This is a genomic window from Mesorhizobium australafricanum (genome assembly GCF_033977265.1).
Taxonomy (GTDB): domain Bacteria; phylum Pseudomonadota; class Alphaproteobacteria; order Rhizobiales; family Rhizobiaceae; genus Mesorhizobium; species Mesorhizobium australafricanum.
This window is the reverse complement of sequence record NZ_JAVIIT010000015.1, coordinates 1-20,749: the sequence shown is the minus strand read 5'-3', so window position 1 is coordinate 20,749 and position 20,749 is coordinate 1. Positions and strand designations below refer to the sequence as shown.

Genomic DNA, 20,749 nt, shown 5'->3' with positions numbered 1-20,749 from the left:
GATTCTATGGTCTGCGCGCGTCGCTTCGCTCCTTGCTCCGCCATAGAATGACGACGTTGGGGCGGCTTCAACCAATCCCTCGGCGTTTGCGCTGATTCACGGAAATGAACGGAAAAATCTTGCACCATGGGCGACAGGAAGGAAGCGGCCCTGGCCTCATGAACGTCCGCCGGTGGATTACCATCAACATCGATGTTTAAAACATCAATACTTGACGATAGAACCTTTTAATGTAGGCTACAGCACCGAGACCTCACATTTTGGAACTGAGTCAGAGAGTCGTCGGTGATAACCGCACCGCAATTGCGCGCAGCAAGATCGCTGCTCGGCATCGATCAACGCCGGCTTGCCGAATTGTCCGGCCTGTCGGTGCCGACGATCCAGCGCATGGAAGCCAGCGGCTCGATCATCCGGGGCAATGTCGATTCGCTGATGAAGCTGATCGCGGCGCTTGAGGCGGCCGGCATCGAACTGATCGGCGAAGGCGCGGCCAGCCAGGGCGGCGGGCGCGGCGTGCGGCTGAAGGCCGGTTTCGCCACCGCCAAGGCGTCCGAAACCGATGGCGACGATACCGAGCCCGGCGGGAGCCTGCCGTGAGTTCGACCGTCGCCCTTCTGCTGTGCGGCCCCGCCGCGCTCCTGGCAACAGCCATCCTGGCCGCGGCCGTCAGCCGGCTCGCCGCCGCGACGCGTCTGGTCTATGGCGCTGCGTTTGTCATTTCGGCCGTCCTGCTCGTGATCGCTGCCTGCCATCTCGCCGGCAACTCCGGCGAGATGTCCGCCACCTTGCCGCTCGGCCTGCCCTGGACCGGCGCCCGGTTCCGCCTCGACGGCCTGTCGGCGTTCTTTCTCGTCGTCGTCAACCTGGGCGGCGCCATCACCAGCCTTTACGGCCTCGGCTATGGCCGGCACGAATCCGCGCCGCATCGCGTGCTGCCGTTCTATCCGGCGTTCCTCGCCGGCATGAACCTCGTCGTGCTGGCCAACGACGCCTTCAGCTTCCTGCTGTCCTGGGAGTTCATGTCGCTCGCCTCCTGGGCGCTGGTCATGGCGCATCATCGCGACGAGGCCAACCGGCGGGCCGGCACCATCTACCTGGTGATGGCAAGCTTCGGCACGATGGCGCTGCTGCTTGCCTTCGGCCTGCTGGCGGGGCCGGCGGGAACCTATGCGTTCGACGCGATGCGGACGGCGCATCCCGACCGGTTCGCCGCCGGCGCGGTGCTGGTCCTCATGCTGCTTGGCGCCGGCTCCAAGGCCGGCCTCGTGCCGTTGCATGCCTGGCTGCCGCTTGCCCACCCGGCGGCACCCAGCCACGTCTCGGCGCTGATGAGCGGCATCATGACGAAGGTCGCCATCTACGGCTTCATCCGCGTGGTGTTCGACCTGCTTGGCGAGCCGGCATGGTGGTCGGGCATAGCTGTGCTTCTCATCGGCGGCGTGACGGCAGTCCTGGGCATCCTCCACGCGATGATGGAAAGGGACCTCAAACGGCTGCTTGCCTATTCGACCATCGAGAATATCGGCGTCATCTTTGCCAGCCTCGGCCTTGCACTGGCCTTCAAGGCGAACGGCATGCCGTCGGCGGCGGCGCTGGCCTTCACCGCGGCGCTCTTCCACGTGCTGAACCATTCCTTCTTCAAGAGCCTGCTGTTCTTCGGCGCCGGCGCCGTGCTCTCGGCAACCGGCGAACGCGACATGGAAAAGCTCGGCGGCCTCATCCATCGACTGCCGGTGACCAGCTTCGTCTTCCTCATCGGCTGCGTCTCGATCTCGGCGCTGCCGCCCTTCAACGGCTTCGCCTCCGAATGGCTGGTCTTCCAGGCCATCTTGCGGAGCCCGGAGCTGCCGCAATGGGGGCTGAAGGTCATCGTGCCCGCGGTTGGCGGCATGCTGGCGCTGTCGGCTGCGCTGGCCGCAGCCTGCTTCGTCAAGGCATTCGGCATCACCTTCCTTGGCCGGGCGCGGTCGGCGGCGGTGGAGCGGGCACACGAGGTCGACCGCTGGTCGCTGGCGGCGATGGCCGTGCTTGCCGCCTTCTGCCTGCTGGCCGGCATTCTGCCCGGCCTCGTCATCGACGGCCTGTCGCCGGTGACGCTTTCGCTCATCGGCGACCGCATGCCGGTTCAGATGGCCGAGCCCTGGCTGTCGATCGTGCCGATCGCCGAGAGCCGCAGCTCCTATAACGGCCTCTTGGTGTTCGGCTTCATCACCATCTCGGCGTCGCTCGCCGCCTTCTTCATTCACCGCTTCGCCTCGCATGCCGTGCGCCGGGGCATTGCATGGGGGTGCGGCTTCGCGGACGCGGTGCCGGCCGCGCAATACACAGCCGTCAGCTTCGCGCAGCCCATTCGCCGCGTCTTCGGCGGCTTCGCGTTCCGCGCCCGCGAGACGGTGGAAATGCCGGCGCCGGGCGCCCTCGATCCGGCGCGCCTCAAGGTAGACATGCACGACGTGGCCTGGGAGACGTTCTACCAGCCGATCGCCGGTGCGATCGATTTCGCCACCGAGCGGCTGAACCACCTGCAGTTCCTGACCATCCGCCGCTACCTGACGCTGGTCTTCCTCTACCTCGTCATCCTGCTTCTGGTGCTTGCGCTATGGCCGTGATCTTCGAGCTGGCCGTGCAGGGCGCGCAGATGCTGGTCGTGCTTCTGCTGGCGCCGCTTTTGATCGGCTTCGTGCGCAAGATGAAGGCAAGGCTCGTCAGGCGGCAGGGGCCCCCGGTGATCCAGCCCTATCGCGATCTCGTCAGGCTGATGCGCAAGGAGGTCGTGCTGGCGGACAATGCGTCCTGGCTGTTCCGCGTGACGCCCTACCTGATCTTCGCCGCCACATGGGTCGCGGCGGCGCTCGTTCCGACATTCGCCACCGGCCTCGAATTCAGCTGGGCCGCCGATCTCATCGTCATCGTGGCGCTGCTCGGCAGCGCGCGCTTCTTCCAGGCGCTGGCCGGAATGGATGTCGGCACCAGCTTCGGCGGCATCGGCGCCAGCCGCGAAGTGATGATCGCATCGCTGGCCGAGCCGGCGATGCTGCTCATCGTCTTCAGCCTGGCGCTCGTCGCCGGCGCCACGCAGCTTTCGACGGTCGCCGCCTTCATGGGCTCGCCGCAGGTCGGGCTGCGGGTGTCGCTCGGCATGTCGCTGATCGCCCTGGTGATGGTGGCGATCGCCGAGAATGCGCGCATTCCGGTCGACAATCCGGCCACGCATCTGGAGCTCACCATGGTGCATGAGGCGATGATCCTGGAATATTCCGGCCGTCATCTGGCGATGATCGAGCTCGCCACCTTCCTCAAGCTCCTGCTCTACATGTCGCTGATCTCCTGCGTTTTCCTGCCCTGGGGGCTGGAAAGCGCGGGCACGGGGCCGAAATCGCTGGCCATCGGCGCCGCCGCCTATCTGGGCAAGCTGGCTGTGCTTGCCATCCTGCTTGCCGTGTTCGAGACGGCCGTCGCCAAGATGCGTGTCTTCCGCGTGCCGGACTTCCTGGGCGCGGCGCTGATGCTGGCGCTGCTCGGCACGCTTTTGCTGTTCGTCTCGCGGAGCCTGTGATGAACGGTCTCACCTTCGACATCGCCCATCTGCTCGCCGGCAGCCTGGTGCTGATCTCCTTCATGATGCTCTACCAAGACCGGCTGTTCGCGCTGATCAACGTCTTTGCGCTGCATGCGGTCGTGCTTGCGCTCTCGGTGGCCTGGCAGGCCTATATCCAGGATGCGCATCATCTCTACATCACCGCGGCAATAGCGCTGGTCTTCAAGGCGATCGTCATTCCCGTCGGGCTGCATCGCATCATCCAGCGGCTCGGCATCCACCGCGACATCGAGACCGCCGTCGGCATCGGCCCGACCATGCTTGCGGGCATCGGGCTGGTGACGCTCTCCATGGTGCTGATGCTTCGGGTGACGCCCGAGGCCGACCCGCTCGCGCGCGAAGATCTGGCCTTCGCGCTGTCGATCATATTGCTGGGGCTGCTGGTGATGGTCACAAGGCGCAACGCCGTCAGCCAGGTCGTCGGCTTCATGTCGCTGGAGAACGGCCTGGTGCTGGCCGCCACCGGCGCCAAGGGCATGCCGCTTGTCGTCGAGATCAGCGTCGCCTTCTCGATCCTGATCGCCTTTATCGTCATCGGCGTCTTCCTGTTCCGCATCCGGGAACGGTTCGATTCGGTCGATATCGGCGCGCTCGACGACTACCGGGGAGAACGCCGGTGACCGGGTTTTCCTTCGATGCCGTGGCCGCGATCCTTTTTGTTCCAGCGGGCGCCGCGGCTGTCCTGGCGGCATTGCCCAACTACCGCATGACGGCGCTTGTCAACGTCGCGGCCAGCCTGCTCACTCTGCTCGCGGCGCTGTCGCTGTTCCTCACGGAGCGGCCGGCGCCGGGACAATATCTCCTGGTCGACGACCTCAACATCGTCTTCATCGTGCTCAACACATTCGTCGGCTTCACCACCAGCGTGTTCAGCGCGTCCTATATCGCGCATGAGCTGGAAACAGGGCGGCTGACCGCGCCGAACCTGCGGTTCTACCACGCGATGTACCAGATCATGATGTTCGGCATGAACCTCGCCTTCGTGTCGAACAATATCGGCCTTATGTGGGTCGCGGTGGAGCTCGCCACGCTGACCACCGTGCTGATGGTCGGCATCTACCGCACGCATGAGGCGCTGGAGGCGGCGTGGAAGTATTTCATCCTCGGCAGCGTCGGCATCGCCCTCGCGCTGTTCGGCACCATCCTCGTCTACATGGCCGCGCAGCCGGTCGTCGGCGAAGGCACCAACGCCATGGTCTGGTCGGTGCTGATCGAAAAGGCGGCGCATTTCGATCCGGCCCTGCTCAGCGTCGCCTTCATCTTCCTGCTGCTCGGCTACGGAACCAAGGTCGGGCTCGCGCCCCTGCATGCCTGGCTGCCCGATGCGCATGCGGAGGGCCCGACACCGATCTCGGCGGTGCTGTCGGGCCTGCTGCTCAACGTCGCGCTCTACGCCGTGCTGCGCTTCAAGCTTTTGCTCGCGGCAAACCCGCAGGCGATCGGCCCCGGGCCGCTGATGGTCACGATGGGACTGACCTCGCTCATCTTCGCGGCCTTCATGCTCTACCGCCGCCGCGACATCAAACGCCTGTTCGCCTATTCGTCGATCGAACATATGGGCATCATCGTCTTTGCCTTCGGCATGGGCGGCCCGCTCGCCAACTTCGCCGGCCTGCTGCACATGGTCATGCACAGCCTGACCAAGTCGGCGATCTTCTTCGCCGTCGGCCATATCGCGCAGGTCAAGGGCACGCAGAAGATTTCCGAGATCAAGGGGCTGACCGAAAGCCATCCGGGGCTTGGCTGGGCGCTCGTCATCGGTGTCGTGGCAATCGCCGGCCTGCCGCCGCTCGGCATCTTCATGAGCGAATTCCTGGTCGTCAGCTCGACCTTCGCCAGGCATCCGTGGCTGGCGATCCCGCTGGTGTTCGGGTTGCTTATCGCCTTCGGGGCGCTGTTGCTGCGGCTGACCGGCGTCGCCTTCGGCGAGCCGCGCGGCGGCATGGCGCCGGTCGAGGCTTCCTACGTGCCGATGTATTCGCACCTCGCCTTGGTGTTTGCCGCCGGCATCTATCTGCCGGCGCCGCTGGTCGCATGGTTCCAGCATGTCGCCGGTATACTGGGGTGAGACGCATGATCAGGAAAAGCATGCCCGCACTCGACGACCTCATCGAGGCCGCTCGCATGATAGACCATCACGCGCCATGGCGGCGCGCCGTGGTCGCCCCGAAGGTCTGGAACCTTGCCGTCGAGCAGCTCGCCGACGGCCGCTGGAGCCTGCTCGGCCTGTGGGGCGAGCCGGACAAGGTGCACATGGCGCTTCTCGACGACGCGCTGAACATCGGCGTGATCAGCCTGGACTGCCGCGGCGGCCGCTACCCGTCGGTCGGCCAGTACCATGCGCCGGCCTTGCGGCTGGAGCGCGCCGCGGCGGACCTCTTCGGGCTGGCGCCGCAAGGCCTGCCCGATACCCGCCGCTGGCTCGACCATGGCCAATGGGGCATCAGCCATCCGCTGGCGGCGCAGCCCGGCGGACCGGCGACCGCCGCCTCGTACCGGTTCCTGGCGGCGGAGGGCGAGAGCCTCCACCAGGTCGCGGTCGGACCGGTGCATGCCGGCATCATCGAGCCGGGGCATTTCCGCTTCACGGCCGGCGGCGAAACGGTGGTGCGGCTGGAAGAGCGGCTGGGCTATGTGCACAAGGGCATTGAAGGCCTGATGGCCGGCGCGTCACTCGATCGCGCGGCCAGGCTGGCGGGCCGGACCTGTGGCGACAGCACGGTCGCCTATTCACTGGCCTTTGCCCGGGCGGTGGAGACGGCACTCGGCGTGACGCCGCCGCCGCGCGCAATATGGCTGCGGGCATTGATGGCCGAACTGGAGCGCCTCGCCAATCATCTTGGCGACATAGGCGCCATCTGCAACGACGCCGCCTTCGCGATCATGCACGCCCATTGCGGCGTGTTGCGCGAGCGCGTGCTGCGCGCCGCCGACGCGGCGTTCGGCCATCGCCTGATGCGCGACCGCATCCTGCCGGGCGGCACGGCAAGCGATCTGAACGAGGCGGGGAGCGGCGCCATCCGATCGCTGGTCGCGGAGATCAGGCAGCGCTTCTCGCATCTGGTGGAACTCTACGACAACACAGCCTCGCTGCAGGACCGCACGGTGGCGACCGGCCGGCTCAAGGTCGAGCTTGCGCTGCAATATGCCGCCGGCGGCTATGTCGGGCGGGCCTCGGGCCGCGATTTCGATGCGCGCCGCACCCCAGGCTACGCGCCCTATGACCAGCTCGCCTTCGATGTGCCGGTGCTGCAGGAGGGCGACGTCAACGCGCGCGTCTGGATCCGCGTCCGCGAAGTCGAGCAGGGCCTGTCGCTGGTCGAGCAGATATTGGCGCGCCTGCCCGCCGGCCCGATCAGTGTCGAGGTCACTGCTGCGGGCAATGTCGCGGACGGGCCGCGCGAGGGGATGGCGCTGGTCGAGGGTTTCCGCGGCGATATACTGGTCTGGCTGCGTATCGGCGAGGACGGCTTGATCGAGCGCTGCCATCTGCGCGACCCCTCATGGTTCCAATGGCCGCTCCTGGAAGCGGCGATCGAAGGCAACATCGTCGCCGACTTCCCGCTCTGCAACAAATCGTTCAACTGCTCCTATTCCGGCCATGATCTCTAAGCTGAGCCAAGGCACGCCATCATGCGAAAACTGCTATTCGAAAGCTTGATCCGCCCGCCCTTGACCGAGCGCGCGCCGCAGGTGAGCGATGCTGCGGTCGACGAGCTGGCGCGCGCGCTCGATGGGACCGCCCGCAAGCGGCTGGGCCGGAGCCTGTCGATCCGCGCGGTCGACGCCGGTTCCTGCAATGGCTGCGAGCTCGAAATGCACGCGCTCAACAACGCCTTCTACGACATCGAGCGCTTCGGCTTCCGCTTCGTCGCCTCGCCGCGCCATGCCGATGTGCTTTTAGTCACCGGGCCGGTCACGAAGAACATGCGCGAGGCGCTGAAGCGGACCTTTGACGCGACGCCCAACCCGAAATGGGTGGTCGCGCTCGGCGACTGCGCCAAGGACGGCGGCTGCTTCGCCGGGAGCTACGCTGTCGTCGGCGGCGTGTCGGACGCGGTGCCGGTAGACCTGCACATTCCAGGCTGCCCGCCGGCGCCGATCGAGATCCTCAAGGGATTGATCGCGCTGCTCGACGGCGCGAACGGCAAGGCCGGCGCTTCCAAGGGTTGAGAGGACGTTGTCGTGCCGCTACCGATCGACCACAAGGCGCAGCACCCTTGACGCCGGCGACAGCCGCACCTGCCTGCCCCAGTCGAAGGCGATGAAATCCTGCTCGATGCCGTCGGCGAAGATGACGCCGCCCTCATTCATGCGCGACGTAATGAAGAGCGGCTTCCCGGTGATTTTTCCCGCCCGCAGTTTCGTGGCGGTGGCGACGCTCGGGAAGGGCTCGCGCACCCAGAAGCCAACGGCATGCTCTTCGCGGCCGAGCGACAGCTCCAGATGCGTCGCTTCCATGATCGAGCGCGCCCAGCCGGTCGCGCCGGTTCCGGAGGCGACGATGAGGCCGCTGGAGGAATGGTCCTCCGTCTCGCCTTCCGCCTCGATACGGTAACGGGCCGACTGGTGGCTGCGGTGGCCGACGAAGATCTCGTTGAGCGCGAGAAGCGTCTCGCCCTCGCCCAGCTCGGCCTGGACCATCGTGCGCGATTCCATCTCGACATCGCCGGCGCCGCTGGCGACAAGCAGCCTGGCCAGCCTGCCGACGCCGATCCGCACCAGGACGCCGTCATAGAGATCCGGCGCCGGATTGACGCCGAGCACCGGCTGGCCGTTCAGATATTTGGCGACGTTGGCGACCAGACCGTCCTGCCCGACTGCGACAACGACATCGTCGGGCGCGAACAGGAAGCGGTTGAGGTCGGCGCGCGTCACCAGGGTTTGGCGCCAGTCGGCCGGCACCGCGGCGCGGGCAGTGCCGAGGGCGGCGTGGAAGCGGTCGTGCCGGGCCTCGACGTCTTCCAGCCGCTGGCCGCGCGTCTCGAGGAAGAAGCGGGCCTGACCGCGCGTCGCGTGATGCGCGATCAGAAGCTCGTAGTCGGTCTCACGCGTCACGAAGACCGCACGGGGTCGGTTCGCGGCCATGTCCGGTCCCTCAGCGCGCCTCGATCACCGCCGGGCCCTTGCGGAACTCACCGAGCACGGCGGCTAGCAGGTCGGGCGTCACGTTGACATGGTCGATCTTGTCCAGCTTGCCGGCAAGTTGCTGGGCGGCAAGGCCGAGCAGAATCGCGGGCGGCAGGTCGCGGTAGATGGCGATATGCTGCCTTTCGGTCTCCGCCCTGGCGCCCTCGACGGTGCGGATGCGCTCGGCCTCGGCGCCTGCCTCGATCTGCTGCGCTTCGGCCGCGCCGCTGGCACGGTTGCGGACGTTCTCGACCTCTTCGGCGATGAGCAGCTTCTCGCGCCGCGCCAGTTCGGTCTTGTTCGCCAGCTCGTTCTCGGCGATGGCGCGCTCCTTCTCGACGGCTAAAGCCCGACGCTGGAAGGTCGCCTCGTCGGCCTTCTGCTGCAGGGCCTCGAAGGTCGGTGTCTGCAGCGCCCGCTCGAGCTCGCTGGTCGGCGTCAGGTTGGTGAGCCTGACCGCGACGGCGGCGACGCCGATGTCGGTGAGCGCCGGGTCGGCCGCGACCACCGCCTGCAGCCGCTCGCGCAACGGCGCCGGGCCGGCGTCGAGCAGCGTCCGCACCGGCGCTTGGCCGAGATATTGCTGGACCGCCTGGTTGGCGATACCGGCGATGCGTGTCTGGATCTTTTCGATCGGCTCGCCACGCAATTTGCCGTTCCTGAGATCGATGCTGAAATCGACACGTTCGGCGAGCCGCGCTGGGTCGACGACATGCCAGCCGATGGTGCCCTGCACGGCAACGGTCTGGAAATCCTGGCTGCGGCCCTTGACGAACAGCGTCATCTCGCGGTCGTCCATCGGCAGTTCGGCAATGCTGGCGGTCTCGGGCACGAACCAGAAGACCAGGCCGCGGCCGCTCTGCGTTGCACGGCCGTTGCGGTAGCGGATGACGTGGCTGCTTGCCTCGCTGCGAAGCTGGGCGATGAAGCCGAAACTGCGGATAGTGGCCATGATGGTTTCTCCCTCAATCGGTATGGGATGCTGGAAAGTCACGGGAACGTTGAAAACGATAGAGTTCTGCCGGGCGGAAAGCGGCGCCCGATTCATAGGCGCCGGTGGCCGTCAGCCAGCCTTTGTCGAGCTGGCGCCGGCGGAAGGCCGGCTTGTTGAGCGCAGCACCCAGGACCGCCTCGTGCACATCCTGCAGCTGCCGCAATGTGAAGAGCTCGGGCAGCAGCGCGAAGGCGACATCGGAATAGTCGAGCTTGCCGCGCAACCTGAGCATCGCCATCGCCAGGATGGCGGCGTGGTCGAAGGCGAGCGTCAGCTCTTCCTTGTCCGGGGAGAGCACGTCGACCGGGCCGCCGGCCTCCCCGGCCCAGGGCACCTGGATCGCGGCCGGCAGCAGCGCCGGCATTGCGCTGAGCGCTGCATCGAAGGCTTGCTCGGTGAGCAGCGCCAGGTAGGCGACGCTGATGATGCGCATGCGCGGATCGCGGTCCACCGCGCCAAAGGTGTAGAGCTGTTCGAGATGCGCATGAGCCATGCCGGCCTTCTCGCGCAGCACCCGCGCGGCGGCTGCATCGAGGGACTCGTCGATGCCGACGAAGCCGCCCGGCAGCGCCCAGCGGCCGGCATGCGGAAGCTGGTCGCGCTTGACCAGCAACACGGACGGACGACCGTCGCGGATGCCCAGCAGGACAAGGTCCACTGCGACCGAGGGGCGCCGGAACGCACCGGGGTCGTATTCTTTGAGGAAATCGGTCTCGTTCATTGGTGCATCCCGTACCTAATATGCGATATACATATAAGTGCTTTGCATATATGTCAACACATAGACATTAGAAAGGAAGGACGCGGCGAACGAGACCCCAGACGGCGCAGCACAGTCCTCGGCGTGCAAAACCGCCTGCAAGGCGGTGGCGCGCACGAAGGGTGTCAGCGCAGCCTTCATCAAGGAGCTCATGCGCCGCGCCGCGCAAACCAGCATCATGCAGGGCGACGGAGAGGCCGTGACCTCCAGGGATCTCGCCGAGGCTTTGGACGACATGCTGTTCACCGGCGGCCGGCTCAATGTCAGGCTGCTTGGCGGAGCAACCGAGGAGACTTCCGGTTACTGAGCCAGTGTCGCAAGGCGCGGCGACAGGCCGACAATCTCACAATACGGTTCTCATCCACGCCAGGAAGGACTCCATCACCGCCGACCGCGGGCTGTGATGCATCCACAGGACATAAAAGCTATAGCCCGGCAGGGACAATGGATGCGCCTTGACGAGCGAGCCGTTTTCCAGCTCACGGCCGACCACGACGTCGCTCAGGATCGCAACGCCTTGCCCGGCGGCGACCGCATCGATCGCATGCAGCTCCTCGCGGAAGCTCAGATCCCAGGCTTTGTCCGGGATCAGGTCGGGATCGATTGAACGGGCCGTCGCCAGCCATCGGTGCCAGGTGGGAGCGTCCGGATCCCGGTTCATCCAGTCGAAATGGATCAACGGATAGCGCAGGAGATCCGCGGCGCGCTCGATCGACCGCCCATCGCCGGCCAGCAACCCTGGACTGCAAATGGGAAAGAAGGAATCGCGGCACAGCTCTTGCCCGGCAAAGCCCGAAGGCGGGCGCCGCGTGTAGCGGATCGCCACGTCCGCGGCGCCGGCACGCAGATCGAGCAGCGCATCCGTCCCGATGATCTCCAGCGGCGCGGCCGGGTTGGCCTCTCGCCATTTCGGCAAGCGAGGCACCAGCCATCGGCTGGCAAACGCGTTCGGACTTGTCACCCGCAATGGCGCTTGGACATCCGGCTCGGCGACCGCGGCAAGGGAACCGGCGAGAAGATCGAAGCCGTTGCGGACGATCGGGAACAGCCGCGCTCCCGCACTCGTCAGCACGAGCGGGCGCGGCCGGCGCTGGAACAGCTTGCGACCACATATCTCTTCCAGCAGGCGGACCTGGTGGCTGATCGCCGTCGGTGTCACGCCTAGCTCCGCCGCCGCGGCCTTGAAGCTGCCGTGCCGGGCGGCGGCCTCGAAGGCGTGCAAGGCGCGGAGCGGCGGACTGTTCCTCATGCCGGCAGTGTAGATGAATTCCGCTCATCCAGTACCTAAGAATTTCCCTTTTGCGGAAGGCCGGGCCCTGTGAGACCGTAGTCCTGCCGGAACCGAGGACGACAATGATGGAGCTTCCACGACAGACCGACAGGCCATCGGGCCGATCCCATTCCTCGACCACCGCGATCGAACAGCTCCGGCAGGGCTTGCGGGGCGAAGTGGTCTTGCCGACGGACGCCGGCTACGACCGGGCACGCGCGGTCTGGAACGGGGCGATCGACAAACGTCCGGCCGCAATCGTCTTTTGCGCCAATCGCGATGACGTCGTCCGTGCCGTGACCTATGCCAGGTCACAAGGCTGTCTCGTTGCCGTTCGCAGCGGCGGCCATAACGTCGCCGGCCTCTCGGTCTGCGACGACGGGATGGTGATCGATCTATCCCGCATGAAGGAGATCGTCGTCGATCCCGAGCGACGCGTCGCCAGGGCCGAGGCCGGCCTGACTCTCGGCGAGTTCGACGCCGCCACGCAGGCGCACGGCCTCGCAACGACCATGGGCGTCAACGGCGACACCGGTATTGCCGGCCTGACGCTGGGTGGCGGCTTCGGCAAGCTCGGGCGAAAGCACGGGCTGAGCTGCGATAATCTGATCGCGGCTGAAATCGTCACCGCCGAGGGACGGCTGTTGCGTACAAGCGCCAGCGAGCATCCCGACCTGTTCTGGGCCTTGCATGGCGGCGGCGGCAATTTCGGCATCGTGACGGCGTTCGAATACCGGCTGCACCCGATCGGCCCGTCGCTTCTCGTGGGCTCGGTGCTGCACGCCTACAATGATGCGCACGAGGCCATGCGGTTTTACGACAAATTCTCCCGCGACGCCCCGGATGAGGTGAGCGTCGATGCCGCGCTCGTCACGCTGCCCTCCGGCGAGCGTGCCTTCAGCATCTCGGCCTGCTATGCCGGGCCACCCGAAGCGGGCGAACCCGTCATTGCGCCGCTGATGAAATTCGGATCCCCCATCGACAGTCGCCTTCAGGCCATTCCCTATCTTCAGATCCAATCGGCGGGCGACAGCCTCTTTCCACGCGGGCGACGCTATTACTGGAAAGCGCAGTTCATGCGCGAGATCAACGATGGCGCGATCGAGGCGCTGCTCGACGCTTACGCGAGGGCTCCCAATCGCTCCTCCCTGCTGGTTTTCCAGCAGGTCGGCGGCGCGATCGCTCGCGTGCCAGCGTCGCACTCGCCCTACGCCAACCGCGATGCGGCCCTCGACTGCTTCCCGATCGCCATCTGGGACGATCCGGCCGATGACGAGGCAAACATAAGCTGGGCGCGGCACCTGTGGAGTGCTGTCAGACCGTTCTCGACCGGCGGCGTCTATGCCAACAATCTCGGTGATGAGGGCGACGAGCGCGTGCGTGATGCCTACGGCGCCAATTATGCGCGCCTCGCCGCCGTCAAGAAGCAATACGACCCGACCAATTTCTTCCGATTGAACCAGAATATCAGGCCTGGATAATTCGTGGGTCCCGTGCGCAGTCGCTGGACGATCCTTGCTGTGCTCTTCATCGCCCGCGCCGCGATGGCGGTGCAATTCCAGAGCGTTGCGGCGGTCGCGCCGGAGCTGGGCAAGACGCTGAACGCCAATCTCGCCGATATAGGCGTGCTGATAGGCCTCTATTTCGCGCCGGGCATCGCGCTGGCGCTTCCGGGCGGTGCGATCGGACGGCGCTTTGGCGACAAGGCGACCGTGCTTGCCGGATTGGTCATGATGCTGGCGGGCGAGGCGCTGCTTTGCGTCTCGACTTCATGGAGCGTGCAGATCGCAGGCCGGCTGATCGCCGGCATAGGCGGCGTGCTGCTGAATGTGCTTATGACCAAGATGATGGTAGACTGGTTCGCCGGTCGGCAGATCGCCACGGCGATGGCGATATTCATCAACTCATGGCCGCTGGGCATCGCCCTGACGCTCGTTGCGCTGCCGCTGATCCAGGCTGAGTTCGGAATTGCGGGCGCGCAGATCGCGGTCATGGCGCATATCGGCGCAGCCCTGGCACTGGTGGGGCTTTTCTATCGGCCGCCAGGCCAGTCCGGTGCTCCGGTTTCAGCGCAAGCCGCGCGGCTTGGGCCGGCCGCCGTCTGGGCCGTGCTGCTGGCAGGCTTGATATGGGCCTTCTACAATGTCGGCTTCGCCATGATCTTCAGTTTCGCGCCGTCGATGCTGGTCGAGCGCGGCTGGTCGACCGCCGCCGCCGGCTCGGCCGTCAGCATCGTGCTGTGGCTCGCGGCCCTTTCGGTTCCGCTCGGGGGCTACCTCGCGGACCGCGCGGGAAGTCGCAATGCGCTGCTTGCCGCATGCAGCCTCGCTTTCGCTGCGCTGATTGCGCTGTTGTGGCGGGGCTCGCCGGTGCCGCCCACATTGGTTGCGCTCGGCCTCGTCTGCGGGCTTCCGGCCGGATCGATCATGAGCCTGCCGGCGCGGGTGCTGGCGCCGGCGACACGAGCGCTGGGAATGGGGCTCTTCTACACGGTGTACTACGCCACGATGCTGGTCGCGCCTTGGCTCGGCGGCAGGCTTGCGCTTTGGACCGGCGGCGCCGGCGCGGCCCTCGGCCTCGGCTCGGCGGCTCTTCTAGCCTGTCCGATCCTTTTGTGGGGGTTCCAACGCTGGCTGCTCGTGCAAGCCCGGACGGCACCGCAGGCGATCTGAGCAGTGCCATCGCCGTTCCTTCCCCACTCGACGGGCGGTGGCGTCGAGGACGTCGCGAGATCAGGCAGGAGCGTAGATCAGCCTGATCACATCCTCGCCAATCCTATCATGAGCCATCAGGCGCAGCGGCGGCCGAGGCCCGGCGAAATAGGGCTTGCCGTGACCAAGCACGACAGGGTGCAGGTAAATTCGATACTCATCGATCAAGCCCAGTTCGGTGAGGCTTCGCGCCAGGTCAGGGCCGGCGACTTCGATCTCGCCGTCGCGCTCGGCCTTCAGCTTGCGAATAGCGCCCTCGAGATCGCCCTCGACAAGCGTAGCGTTGGGGCCGACCGACTGCAACGAACGCGAAACGACCCATTTCGGTTGGTTCCGCCACGCCGCCGCGTAGGCAAGCCGCTCGGCATCCCATTCAGGATGCTCGTCATCCCAGTAGCGCATGATCTCATACATGCGGCGACCATAGATGCTGCCGGCCTGTCGCTCGGCCTCCTCGATGAAATGGCGGAAGAGCGTGGGGCTTGGCCCGAACGCCATGTGATCGACGTAGCCGTCCAACGACTGGTTCATTCCGAAGACGAGCTTGGCCATACCCGTTCCTTTACATGATTATCCGCGCGAATCTGATTGCGTTATGCAATCGGTTTCAAGCTAGATCCGCTGATTTTGTTTCGCAATTGATTTCTGGAGGACGCATAACCGCCGAGCACTCTGGCTCTCCGACGCCTGGCTGTCGAGCGAGGCTCGGTCGAAGCGTGGATTTCCATGCCGCTCCCGTTATCGAACCGTGTAACCACCATCGACAGGCAGTGCATGCCCGACGACGAAGCTGGAATAATCGCTGCAGAGCCAAAGTACGGCGTCAGCAATTTCCCCTGCCTTGCCGAGGCGAGCCATTGGAACTTCCTTCATGAGGTCCGCCATGGCTTCTGGTTGCGATTCCAACATTGGCGTTTCGATGATGCATTTGCCGATCCGAAGACCGGCATCGGCTACGCGTACGTGACCAGCCAGATGGGGAACAGCGCTCACCGGCGACCCGCGGGACCTTGCGCTGCGAAACGCGGTGTGCTCCGTCGTTTCACCACCGGGGGTAGGCAGCGCGGTCGATCCGATGAACTCATCGCCACAGGGTGCGCCAGTTCTGTCAACCTCATGCAAAAGCTTATGGAACGATGAGCGAAGCCGCCGAACTCAACCGAAGGTGAAAGCCGAGGCTTCGGCGCCTGACGTCGCAAGCTTCAGGATGTCTGCGACGATCGGTAGACTGCTTGCATGAAGCCGTCAGCATCGGGCTCCGGCAAGATCACAAACCCGCATCGCCGGCAGCATGCGAGGCTGGCGGCGTTGTCCGGCTCTATGCGCCCCTCCAGGATCGGGTAGGCGCGTCCCGGCCCTGAGAGGAACGCGGCAAGCACTGCGGCCCCGAGCCCACGGCCCCGGAGATGGGGGCGCATAGCAAGATCAAGATAGCCGCGCTCCGCATCCTCCCGATCGACCTGCACCTGGGCAATCATCCGGTCGGCATCGAGCGCTACCCAACTGCGCGCCGCACCCCCTGCCGTCACATAGGCGAACCATTCATCGGTCGGAAAGGACAGGCGGCGCGATAGCTCCGCATCCGCAAACCACGCGCGAAATTCGGGGAGGTCATCGACCGTGAAAAGGCGAAAACTGATCTGCATGGTTCTTGGGATTTTTTCGACGACCTCTTTGCCGGATAGCATACGAAAGGCCGGCTTGGATGTGGCCGCTTCGAGCGTAGTATCGGCGGGTTCGGCGTTCATGGTTCTGTACCGAAATGGCGCGCCCGAAGAGATTCGAACTCCTGACCCCCAGATTCGTAGTCTGGTGCTCTATCCAGCTGAGCTACGGGCGCGCAACAGGCCGTGTGTGACACAAGCCCCGCGATCCGGTCGAGACGGCCGGCCGCGATGTGGAGTGTTCCCTAACGACTGAATTTGCGAAAAGCAAGCCAATCCGGCAAAAGTTTTGTCGCAGGTGTTTTTGCCGGCTTTGATCAAGGCGCGCCGCTACCGACAAGCGGCTCAGCCAGAGGTCGTGGCGTCAAGCAGGTCTGCGCAAGCTTCCGCGCGCTTGATCGAGCCGCACCGGCTGGTCGGGGATGGTGACGGCGAAGATGGTGCGGCCGCCGATCGATTCGACGAGCTCGACCGTGCCGCCATGGGCGCGGATCAATTCATGCGCGATCGCCAGGCCGAGGCCGGTGCCGCCGCTGCGCGCCGAGCCGCGGAAGGCGGCGAACAGGTTCTCGCGCGCCTTGGGCGGCAGGCCGGGGCCGGTGTCGGTGACGGTGATGCGGCTGACGCTGCCATGGCGCTCGGCCGCGACCGCCAGCCGGCGCACCACCGCGCTCTCCGTGTCGGCGGCCATCGCCTGCACCGCGTTGCGGCAGAGATTGGTGAGCACGCGGAAAAGATGGTCGGAATCCGCGTCGACCTCGAAAGCGAGCTCGACGGCGTTGATAAACTCGATGCCTTCCTCGATATCGAGCAGGCCGTGCACGTCGTCGACCAGCTGGCGCAGCCGGAGACGCCGGCGTGACGGCGCCGGCTCCTGCGTGCGGCCATAGTGAAGCACGCCTTCGGAATAGGAGACGGCGCGGTCGAGCGCACGCAGAAGTTTCGGCGCGAAGGACTGCACGGTCGGGTCCTTCACCTGGCGCAGGCGGTCCGACATCAGCTGCGCGGACGCCAGGATGTTGCGCATGTCGTGGTTGATCTTCGACACGGCGAGGCCCAGATCGGCGAGGTGCTTCTGCTCCGACAGCATCTTCTGCAGCCGGTCCTGCATCTGCGCCAGTTCGCGCTCGGCCACGCCGATCTCGTCGGAGCGCTCGGTCGGAGAGATGATGCGGCCGGGATCGTCGGGCGCCTCGGAGAAGGACAGGATCGAGCGCGTCATGGTGCGGATCGGCCCGATCATGATCAGGTCGATCGCCGCATAGACCAGCATGGCGGTGAACAGCGAGATGAGCAGCGACACGACGGCGACGTTGCGCGAGTATCTGAGCATGGCGTCGCGCAGACGGTAATCCGGCATGATCAGCTCGAATTCCTTGTCGCTGTCGCCGACCGGGCCGAAGACGCGCAGCATGCGCTTGCCGCCGAAGAACAGCGTGTCGAGCGCGCCGGTCATGCCGTTGACCAGGCCGACATTGGTGATGTCGATATGCTCGTCGACCTGCGGCGGCATGTCGGAAACGACGAGCAGCCGCGAGACCCCGCCGTCGCGCACCGCGATCGCCTTGGCGCCGATCGCCATCAGCACGTCGTTCTGGGCGTTGTGCGACAGCGAGTTGGGCTCGCCCTGCAACAGCACGATCGAGACGGCGGCGGCGGTGCTCAGCCGCTCCTTCAGCCAATTGACCCGGTAGCTGGCGATCCAGGGCAGGAAGATCAGGATTTCAGCCAAGAGCACGAAGGCGATGGTGAGCAGGAGGAGCTTGGTCGACAGGCCACGCGACAGCGGTACCCGGCGCGTCGAATTCGCGGCCTCAGGCGTTGCCTTCTCGTTGGTGGACAGAGTTTCACTCGTCATTGACGCGCATTCACAAAGCCTTGATCGGCCGAGATTATGCGATTTGCGGCATTTTTGCCAATTTCATTGTCGCCCGTGAAAAGATACCTCGTGGCCGGGGCGGATTGACTTCCAAAAACCTTCTTTCTATAAGCCCGCTCACGCTCGGGCCATTCGTCCCGGCGCGGTTTCGATCGCGCCTAAGCCGGCCCGGCAAAGCTCCTGTTACAGAGTGACAGAATCAAGAAGGGCCGCACCCCGCGGTATTAAAACAAATGAAGCGTACCTACCAACCGTCCAAGCTCGTCCGTAAGCGCCGGCATGGTTTCCGTGCCCGCATGGCCACCAAGGGTGGCCGTGGCGTCGTTGCTGCCCGCCGTAATCGCGGCCGCAAGCGGCTCAGCGCCTGAACGAAAGACGAGATCGTTGCCCGCAACCGGCAAGCCAAAGGGGAACACCCCCGGGCGGCTTCTGAAACGCGCGGACTTCCTGGCTGTGCGCGGCGGCGAGAAACGGCGCGGACGGCTTTTTCTCGTTGAAGTTCTCGACCGCGGCGATGACCTTGCGCCGCGCGTCGGCTACACCGTCACCAAGAAGGTCGGCAACGCCGTGGTGCGCAACCGCGTCCGGCGGCGGCTCAGGGAAGCCGTGCGAACGCATGCCGCCGATGACATGGCGCCCGGCAATGACTATGTCATCGTCGGGCGTGAAGACGTGCTTGCCATACCGTTTGGCCAGTTGAAGGCCGAGCTTTCCCGCCGATTGCGCGGAACACGATAGGCCAAGGGCTTTCGATGGAAAACAACCGCAATTTCTTCATCACCATCGCGCTGTCGGTGCTGATCCTGACGCTCTGGCAGGTGTTCTATATGAACCCGAAGATGGAGCAGCAGCGCGAGCAGGCCCGCATCGAGCAGCAGCGCGTCGAGGCGCAGAAGAAGGAAGCGCAGGGCACCAACCCTGGCGCGGCGGCAACGCCGGCGCCGACTCCTGGCGCCATTCCGACCGCGCCGGGTGGCGAGACCGTCACTGTCGAGAGCCGGGACCAGGCTGTTGCCGCGACCAAGCGCGTCAAGATCGATACGCCGAGCCTCGAAGGCTCGATCAACCTGACCGGCGCGCGCCTCGACGACCTGAAGCTCAAGCACTATACCGAGACGGTCGACAAGAACTCGCCAGAGATCCAGCTTCTCAACCCCCAGGCGCTGCCCACCGGCTATTTCGCCGAGATCGGTTTCGTCGGCACCGACAAGACGGGCGCGGTACCAAGCTCGGACACGCTGTGGAGCGTCGAAGGCAATCCGACTTTGACCCCGTCGACGCCGGTGACGCTGACCTACACCAACGACAAGGGCCTGACCTTCAAGCGCACCATCTCGGTCGACAATGATTACATGTTCACCGTTTCCGACACGGTGCAGAATTCGGGAAGCGCCGCCGTCAGCCTGTTCAACTACGGGCGCGTCACGCGCTACGACAAGCCGGCGGTCGCCAGCACCTATGTGCTGCATGAAGGCCTGATCGGCGTTACCGGCACCGAGGGGCTGGCGGAGTATAAATACGCGGCCATCGAAAAGGACAAGGAAGTCAAGCCCGGCAAGTCGACCGACGGCTGGCTCGGCATCACCGACAAATACTGGGCCGTGACGCTGGTGCCGACCGAGAAGCAGCCCTTCCAGCCGCGCTACGCCTATTTCGAGGACGGGCGCCATCGTTATCAATCAGATTTCCTGACCGACCCGATCAACATCGAGGCCGGCCAGTCGGCGACCGTCGAAACCGAAGTGTTCGCCGGCGCCAAGGAAGTCGCCAAAATCAATGCCTATGCGCAGGACCGCCACATCAAGCGGTTCGACCTCTTGATCGACTGGGGCTGGTTCTATTTCATCACCAAGCCGATGTTCTGGCTGATCGACACGCTCTACAAGTTCTTCGGCAATTTCGGGCTGGCGATCCTCGCCACCACCGTCGTCGTCAAGGCCCTGTTCTTCCCGCTCGCCAACAAATCCTACGCCTCGATGGCGAACATGAAGAAGGTGCAGCCGAAGATGGTCGAGATCCGCGAGAAATACGCGGACGACAAGATGAAGCAGCAGCAGGCGATGATGGAGCTCTACAAGACCGAGAAGATCAATCCGCTGGCCGGCTGCTGGCCGGTGGCGCTGCAGATCCCGGTCTTCTTCTCGCTCTACAAGGTGCTCTACATCACCATCGAAATGCGGCACGCGCCGTTCTTCGGCTGGATCCACGACCTTGCCGCGCCCGATCCGACGTCGATCTTCAACCTGTTCGGCCTGCTGCCGTTCGCAGCACCCGCCTTCCTGCCGCATATGGGCGCCTGGGCGGTGGTCATGGGCATCACCATGTTCCTGCAGATGCGCATGAATCCGGCGCCGCCGGACCCGACGCAGGCAGCGATCTTCACCTGGATGCCGGTGATCTTCACCTTCATGATGGGCAGCTTCCCGGCCGGCCTTGTCATCTACTGGGCCTGGAACAACACGCTCTCGATCCTGCAGCAGGGCGTGATCATGAAGCGCCAGGGCGCCAAGATCGAATTGTGGGACAATCTGGCGGCGCTGTTCCGCAAGAAACCATCGCCGGCGGAATAGAAGGTACCCCCCGAGTCCCAAACCAAAACCCCGGCCTTGGCCGGGGTCAGACTGCTGACAAACCCCTGGCGTTAGCCGGGGGTTTTTGATTCACTGGGTCATGTTGAAGCGACCCGCCCCCGAACAGACCGCCCTTGAGATGGTGACGTTGGACCAGCTGGTCCCGGGTGATC

The 20,749-nt window shown here is 65.1% G+C and carries 21 protein-coding genes and 1 tRNA gene; 13 read left to right on the top strand and 9 right to left on the bottom strand.

Features of this window, described 5'->3' with window-relative positions; genetic code table 11:
• Nucleotides 1-285: 285 nt before the first annotated feature.
• The 7 genes from RFM98_RS24270 to RFM98_RS24240 are packed head-to-tail and all read left to right on the top strand — an operon-like array spanning nucleotide 286 to nucleotide 7,771.
• Nucleotides 286-597, top strand: a complete 312-nt coding sequence (locus RFM98_RS24270) for a helix-turn-helix domain-containing protein (RefSeq protein ID WP_320217464.1) — start codon at nucleotides 286-288, stop codon at nucleotides 595-597.
• Nucleotides 594-2,609 (top strand): hydrogenase 4 subunit B, encoded by a 2,016-nt coding sequence (gene hyfB, locus RFM98_RS24265; protein WP_320311168.1) that lies wholly within the window; start codon nucleotides 594-596, stop codon nucleotides 2,607-2,609. The genes RFM98_RS24270 and hyfB overlap by 4 nt, the downstream gene beginning before the upstream one ends.
• Nucleotides 2,600-3,556 carry a respiratory chain complex I subunit 1 family protein gene (locus RFM98_RS24260; protein ID WP_320311167.1) on the top strand — a complete coding sequence of 319 codons (957 nt, stop codon included), beginning with the start codon at nucleotides 2,600-2,602 and terminating at the stop codon, nucleotides 3,554-3,556. The genes hyfB and RFM98_RS24260 overlap by 10 nt, the downstream gene beginning before the upstream one ends.
• On the top strand, nucleotides 3,556-4,218 hold the full coding sequence (locus RFM98_RS24255) for a hydrogenase-4 component E (RefSeq protein WP_095819077.1): 663 nt from the start codon (nucleotides 3,556-3,558) through the stop codon (nucleotides 4,216-4,218). Before RFM98_RS24260 ends, RFM98_RS24255 begins: the two co-directional genes overlap by 1 nt.
• Nucleotides 4,215-5,666, top strand: coding sequence for a hydrogenase 4 subunit F (locus tag RFM98_RS24250; RefSeq protein WP_320311166.1), 1,452 nt, complete (start codon nucleotides 4,215-4,217; stop codon nucleotides 5,664-5,666). Before RFM98_RS24255 ends, RFM98_RS24250 begins: the two co-directional genes overlap by 4 nt.
• Nucleotides 5,667-5,686: 20 nt before the next feature.
• The gene (locus RFM98_RS24245; protein WP_320311266.1) at nucleotides 5,687-7,210 is read left to right on the top strand and encodes a hydrogenase large subunit; all 1,524 of its coding nucleotides are present in this window, start codon (nucleotides 5,687-5,689) and stop codon (nucleotides 7,208-7,210) included.
• 21 nt (nucleotides 7,211-7,231) lie between these two features.
• Entirely contained in the window at nucleotides 7,232-7,771 is a 540-nt protein-coding gene (locus RFM98_RS24240) for an NADH-quinone oxidoreductase subunit B family protein (protein ID WP_320311165.1), read from the top strand.
• A gap of 18 nt (nucleotides 7,772-7,789) precedes the next feature.
• On the opposite strand, the gene RFM98_RS24235 is transcribed toward RFM98_RS24240, so the two are convergent.
• Genes RFM98_RS24235 through RFM98_RS24225 form a run of 3 tightly spaced genes read right to left on the bottom strand, consistent with a single transcriptional unit; the run spans nucleotide 7,790 to nucleotide 10,443 of the window.
• Complete coding sequence (locus tag RFM98_RS24235; protein ID WP_320311164.1) at nucleotides 7,790-8,686, bottom strand: NAD(+)/NADH kinase; 897 nt, start codon at nucleotides 8,684-8,686, stop codon at nucleotides 7,790-7,792.
• Nucleotides 8,687-8,696: 10 nt separating this feature from the next.
• On the bottom strand, nucleotides 8,697-9,680 hold the full coding sequence (locus RFM98_RS24230) for an SPFH domain-containing protein (protein WP_320311163.1): 984 nt from the start codon (nucleotides 9,678-9,680) through the stop codon (nucleotides 8,697-8,699).
• A gap of 13 nt (nucleotides 9,681-9,693) precedes the next feature.
• On the bottom strand, nucleotides 9,694-10,443 hold the full coding sequence (locus tag RFM98_RS24225) for an NUDIX hydrolase (RefSeq protein WP_320311162.1): 750 nt from the start codon (nucleotides 10,441-10,443) through the stop codon (nucleotides 9,694-9,696).
• 145 nt (nucleotides 10,444-10,588) lie between these two features.
• On the opposite strand from RFM98_RS24225, the gene RFM98_RS24220 reads away from it, so the two are divergent.
• Nucleotides 10,589-10,789: a hypothetical protein gene (locus tag RFM98_RS24220; RefSeq protein ID WP_320217476.1), complete on the top strand. Its 201-nt coding sequence runs from the start codon at nucleotides 10,589-10,591 to the stop codon at nucleotides 10,787-10,789.
• Nucleotides 10,790-10,825: 36 nt separating this feature from the next.
• On the opposite strand, the gene RFM98_RS24215 is transcribed toward RFM98_RS24220, so the two are convergent.
• A complete protein-coding gene (locus RFM98_RS24215) occupies nucleotides 10,826-11,704 on the bottom strand; it encodes a LysR substrate-binding domain-containing protein (protein WP_320311161.1) in 879 nt (292 codons plus the stop codon).
• A 131-nt stretch (nucleotides 11,705-11,835) separates the two neighbouring features.
• On the opposite strand from RFM98_RS24215, the gene RFM98_RS24210 reads away from it, so the two are divergent.
• Both RFM98_RS24210 and RFM98_RS24205 read left to right on the top strand, forming a co-directional pair.
• Entirely contained in the window at nucleotides 11,836-13,233 is a 1,398-nt protein-coding gene (locus tag RFM98_RS24210; protein WP_320311160.1) for an FAD-binding oxidoreductase, read from the top strand.
• A gap of 3 nt (nucleotides 13,234-13,236) precedes the next feature.
• Nucleotides 13,237-14,424 (top strand): MFS transporter, encoded by a 1,188-nt coding sequence (locus RFM98_RS24205; protein WP_320311159.1) that lies wholly within the window; start codon nucleotides 13,237-13,239, stop codon nucleotides 14,422-14,424.
• 60 nt (nucleotides 14,425-14,484) lie between these two features.
• Here the strand turns inward: RFM98_RS24205 and RFM98_RS24200 are convergent, their stop codons facing one another.
• The 5 genes from RFM98_RS24200 to RFM98_RS24180 all read right to left on the bottom strand — a co-directional run bounded on the left by RFM98_RS24200 (nucleotide 14,485) and on the right by RFM98_RS24180 (nucleotide 17,985).
• Complete coding sequence (locus RFM98_RS24200; RefSeq protein WP_320311158.1) at nucleotides 14,485-15,015, bottom strand: dihydrofolate reductase family protein; 531 nt, start codon at nucleotides 15,013-15,015, stop codon at nucleotides 14,485-14,487.
• Nucleotides 15,016-15,201: 186 nt separating this feature from the next.
• Nucleotides 15,202-15,456 (bottom strand): SDR family oxidoreductase, encoded by a 255-nt coding sequence (locus RFM98_RS24195; protein WP_320311157.1) that lies wholly within the window; start codon nucleotides 15,454-15,456, stop codon nucleotides 15,202-15,204.
• Between the two features lie 209 nt (nucleotides 15,457-15,665).
• The gene (locus RFM98_RS24190) at nucleotides 15,666-16,211 is read right to left on the bottom strand and encodes a GNAT family N-acetyltransferase (RefSeq protein WP_320311156.1); all 546 of its coding nucleotides are present in this window, start codon (nucleotides 16,209-16,211) and stop codon (nucleotides 15,666-15,668) included.
• 15 nt (nucleotides 16,212-16,226) lie between these two features.
• Nucleotides 16,227-16,303, bottom strand: a tRNA-Arg gene (locus tag RFM98_RS24185).
• Nucleotides 16,304-16,491: 188 nt separating this feature from the next.
• Nucleotides 16,492-17,985, bottom strand: coding sequence for an ATP-binding protein (locus RFM98_RS24180; protein ID WP_320311155.1), 1,494 nt, complete (start codon nucleotides 17,983-17,985; stop codon nucleotides 16,492-16,494).
• Nucleotides 17,986-18,239: 254 nt separating this feature from the next.
• Between RFM98_RS24180 and rpmH the strand changes: the two genes are divergently transcribed.
• From rpmH to yidC, 3 genes are read left to right on the top strand one after another with little or no spacing between them, the layout of a single operon-like run.
• Nucleotides 18,240-18,374, top strand: coding sequence for a 50S ribosomal protein L34 (gene rpmH, locus RFM98_RS24175; protein WP_008833937.1), 135 nt, complete (start codon nucleotides 18,240-18,242; stop codon nucleotides 18,372-18,374).
• 16 nt (nucleotides 18,375-18,390) lie between these two features.
• The gene (rnpA, locus tag RFM98_RS24170; protein WP_320216314.1) at nucleotides 18,391-18,744 is read left to right on the top strand and encodes a ribonuclease P protein component; all 354 of its coding nucleotides are present in this window, start codon (nucleotides 18,391-18,393) and stop codon (nucleotides 18,742-18,744) included.
• Between the two features lie 14 nt (nucleotides 18,745-18,758).
• Nucleotides 18,759-20,576 (top strand): membrane protein insertase YidC, encoded by a 1,818-nt coding sequence (yidC, locus tag RFM98_RS24165; protein WP_320311154.1) that lies wholly within the window; start codon nucleotides 18,759-18,761, stop codon nucleotides 20,574-20,576.
• Nucleotides 20,577-20,749 lie beyond the last annotated feature (173 nt).

What these genes read in the sequence shown, in the direction of transcription:
- RFM98_RS24180 (WP_320311155.1), bottom strand. Translation starts at nt 17,985, where the DNA reads ATGACGAGTGAAACTCTGTCCACCAACGAGAAGGCAACGCCTGAGGCC.
- RFM98_RS24225 (WP_320311162.1), bottom strand. Translation starts at nt 10,443, where the DNA reads ATGAACGAGACCGATTTCCTCAAAGAATACGACCCCGGTGCGTTCCGG.
- RFM98_RS24260 (WP_320311167.1), top strand. Translation starts at nt 2,600, where the DNA reads ATGGCCGTGATCTTCGAGCTGGCCGTGCAGGGCGCGCAGATGCTGGTC.
- RFM98_RS24210 (WP_320311160.1), top strand. Translation starts at nt 11,836, where the DNA reads ATGATGGAGCTTCCACGACAGACCGACAGGCCATCGGGCCGATCCCAT.
- RFM98_RS24230 (WP_320311163.1), bottom strand. Translation starts at nt 9,680, where the DNA reads ATGGCCACTATCCGCAGTTTCGGCTTCATCGCCCAGCTTCGCAGCGAG.
- yidC (WP_320311154.1), top strand. Translation starts at nt 18,759, where the DNA reads ATGGAAAACAACCGCAATTTCTTCATCACCATCGCGCTGTCGGTGCTG.
- RFM98_RS24235 (WP_320311164.1), bottom strand. Translation starts at nt 8,686, where the DNA reads ATGGCCGCGAACCGACCCCGTGCGGTCTTCGTGACGCGTGAGACCGAC.
- RFM98_RS24200 (WP_320311158.1), bottom strand. Translation starts at nt 15,015, where the DNA reads ATGGCCAAGCTCGTCTTCGGAATGAACCAGTCGTTGGACGGCTACGTC.
- RFM98_RS24240 (WP_320311165.1), top strand. Translation starts at nt 7,232, where the DNA reads ATGCGAAAACTGCTATTCGAAAGCTTGATCCGCCCGCCCTTGACCGAG.
- RFM98_RS24245 (WP_320311266.1), top strand. Translation starts at nt 5,687, where the DNA reads ATGCCCGCACTCGACGACCTCATCGAGGCCGCTCGCATGATAGACCAT.
- RFM98_RS24190 (WP_320311156.1), bottom strand. Translation starts at nt 16,211, where the DNA reads ATGAACGCCGAACCCGCCGATACTACGCTCGAAGCGGCCACATCCAAG.
- RFM98_RS24255 (WP_095819077.1), top strand. Translation starts at nt 3,556, where the DNA reads ATGAACGGTCTCACCTTCGACATCGCCCATCTGCTCGCCGGCAGCCTG.
- rpmH (WP_008833937.1), top strand. Translation starts at nt 18,240, where the DNA reads ATGAAGCGTACCTACCAACCGTCCAAGCTCGTCCGTAAGCGCCGGCAT.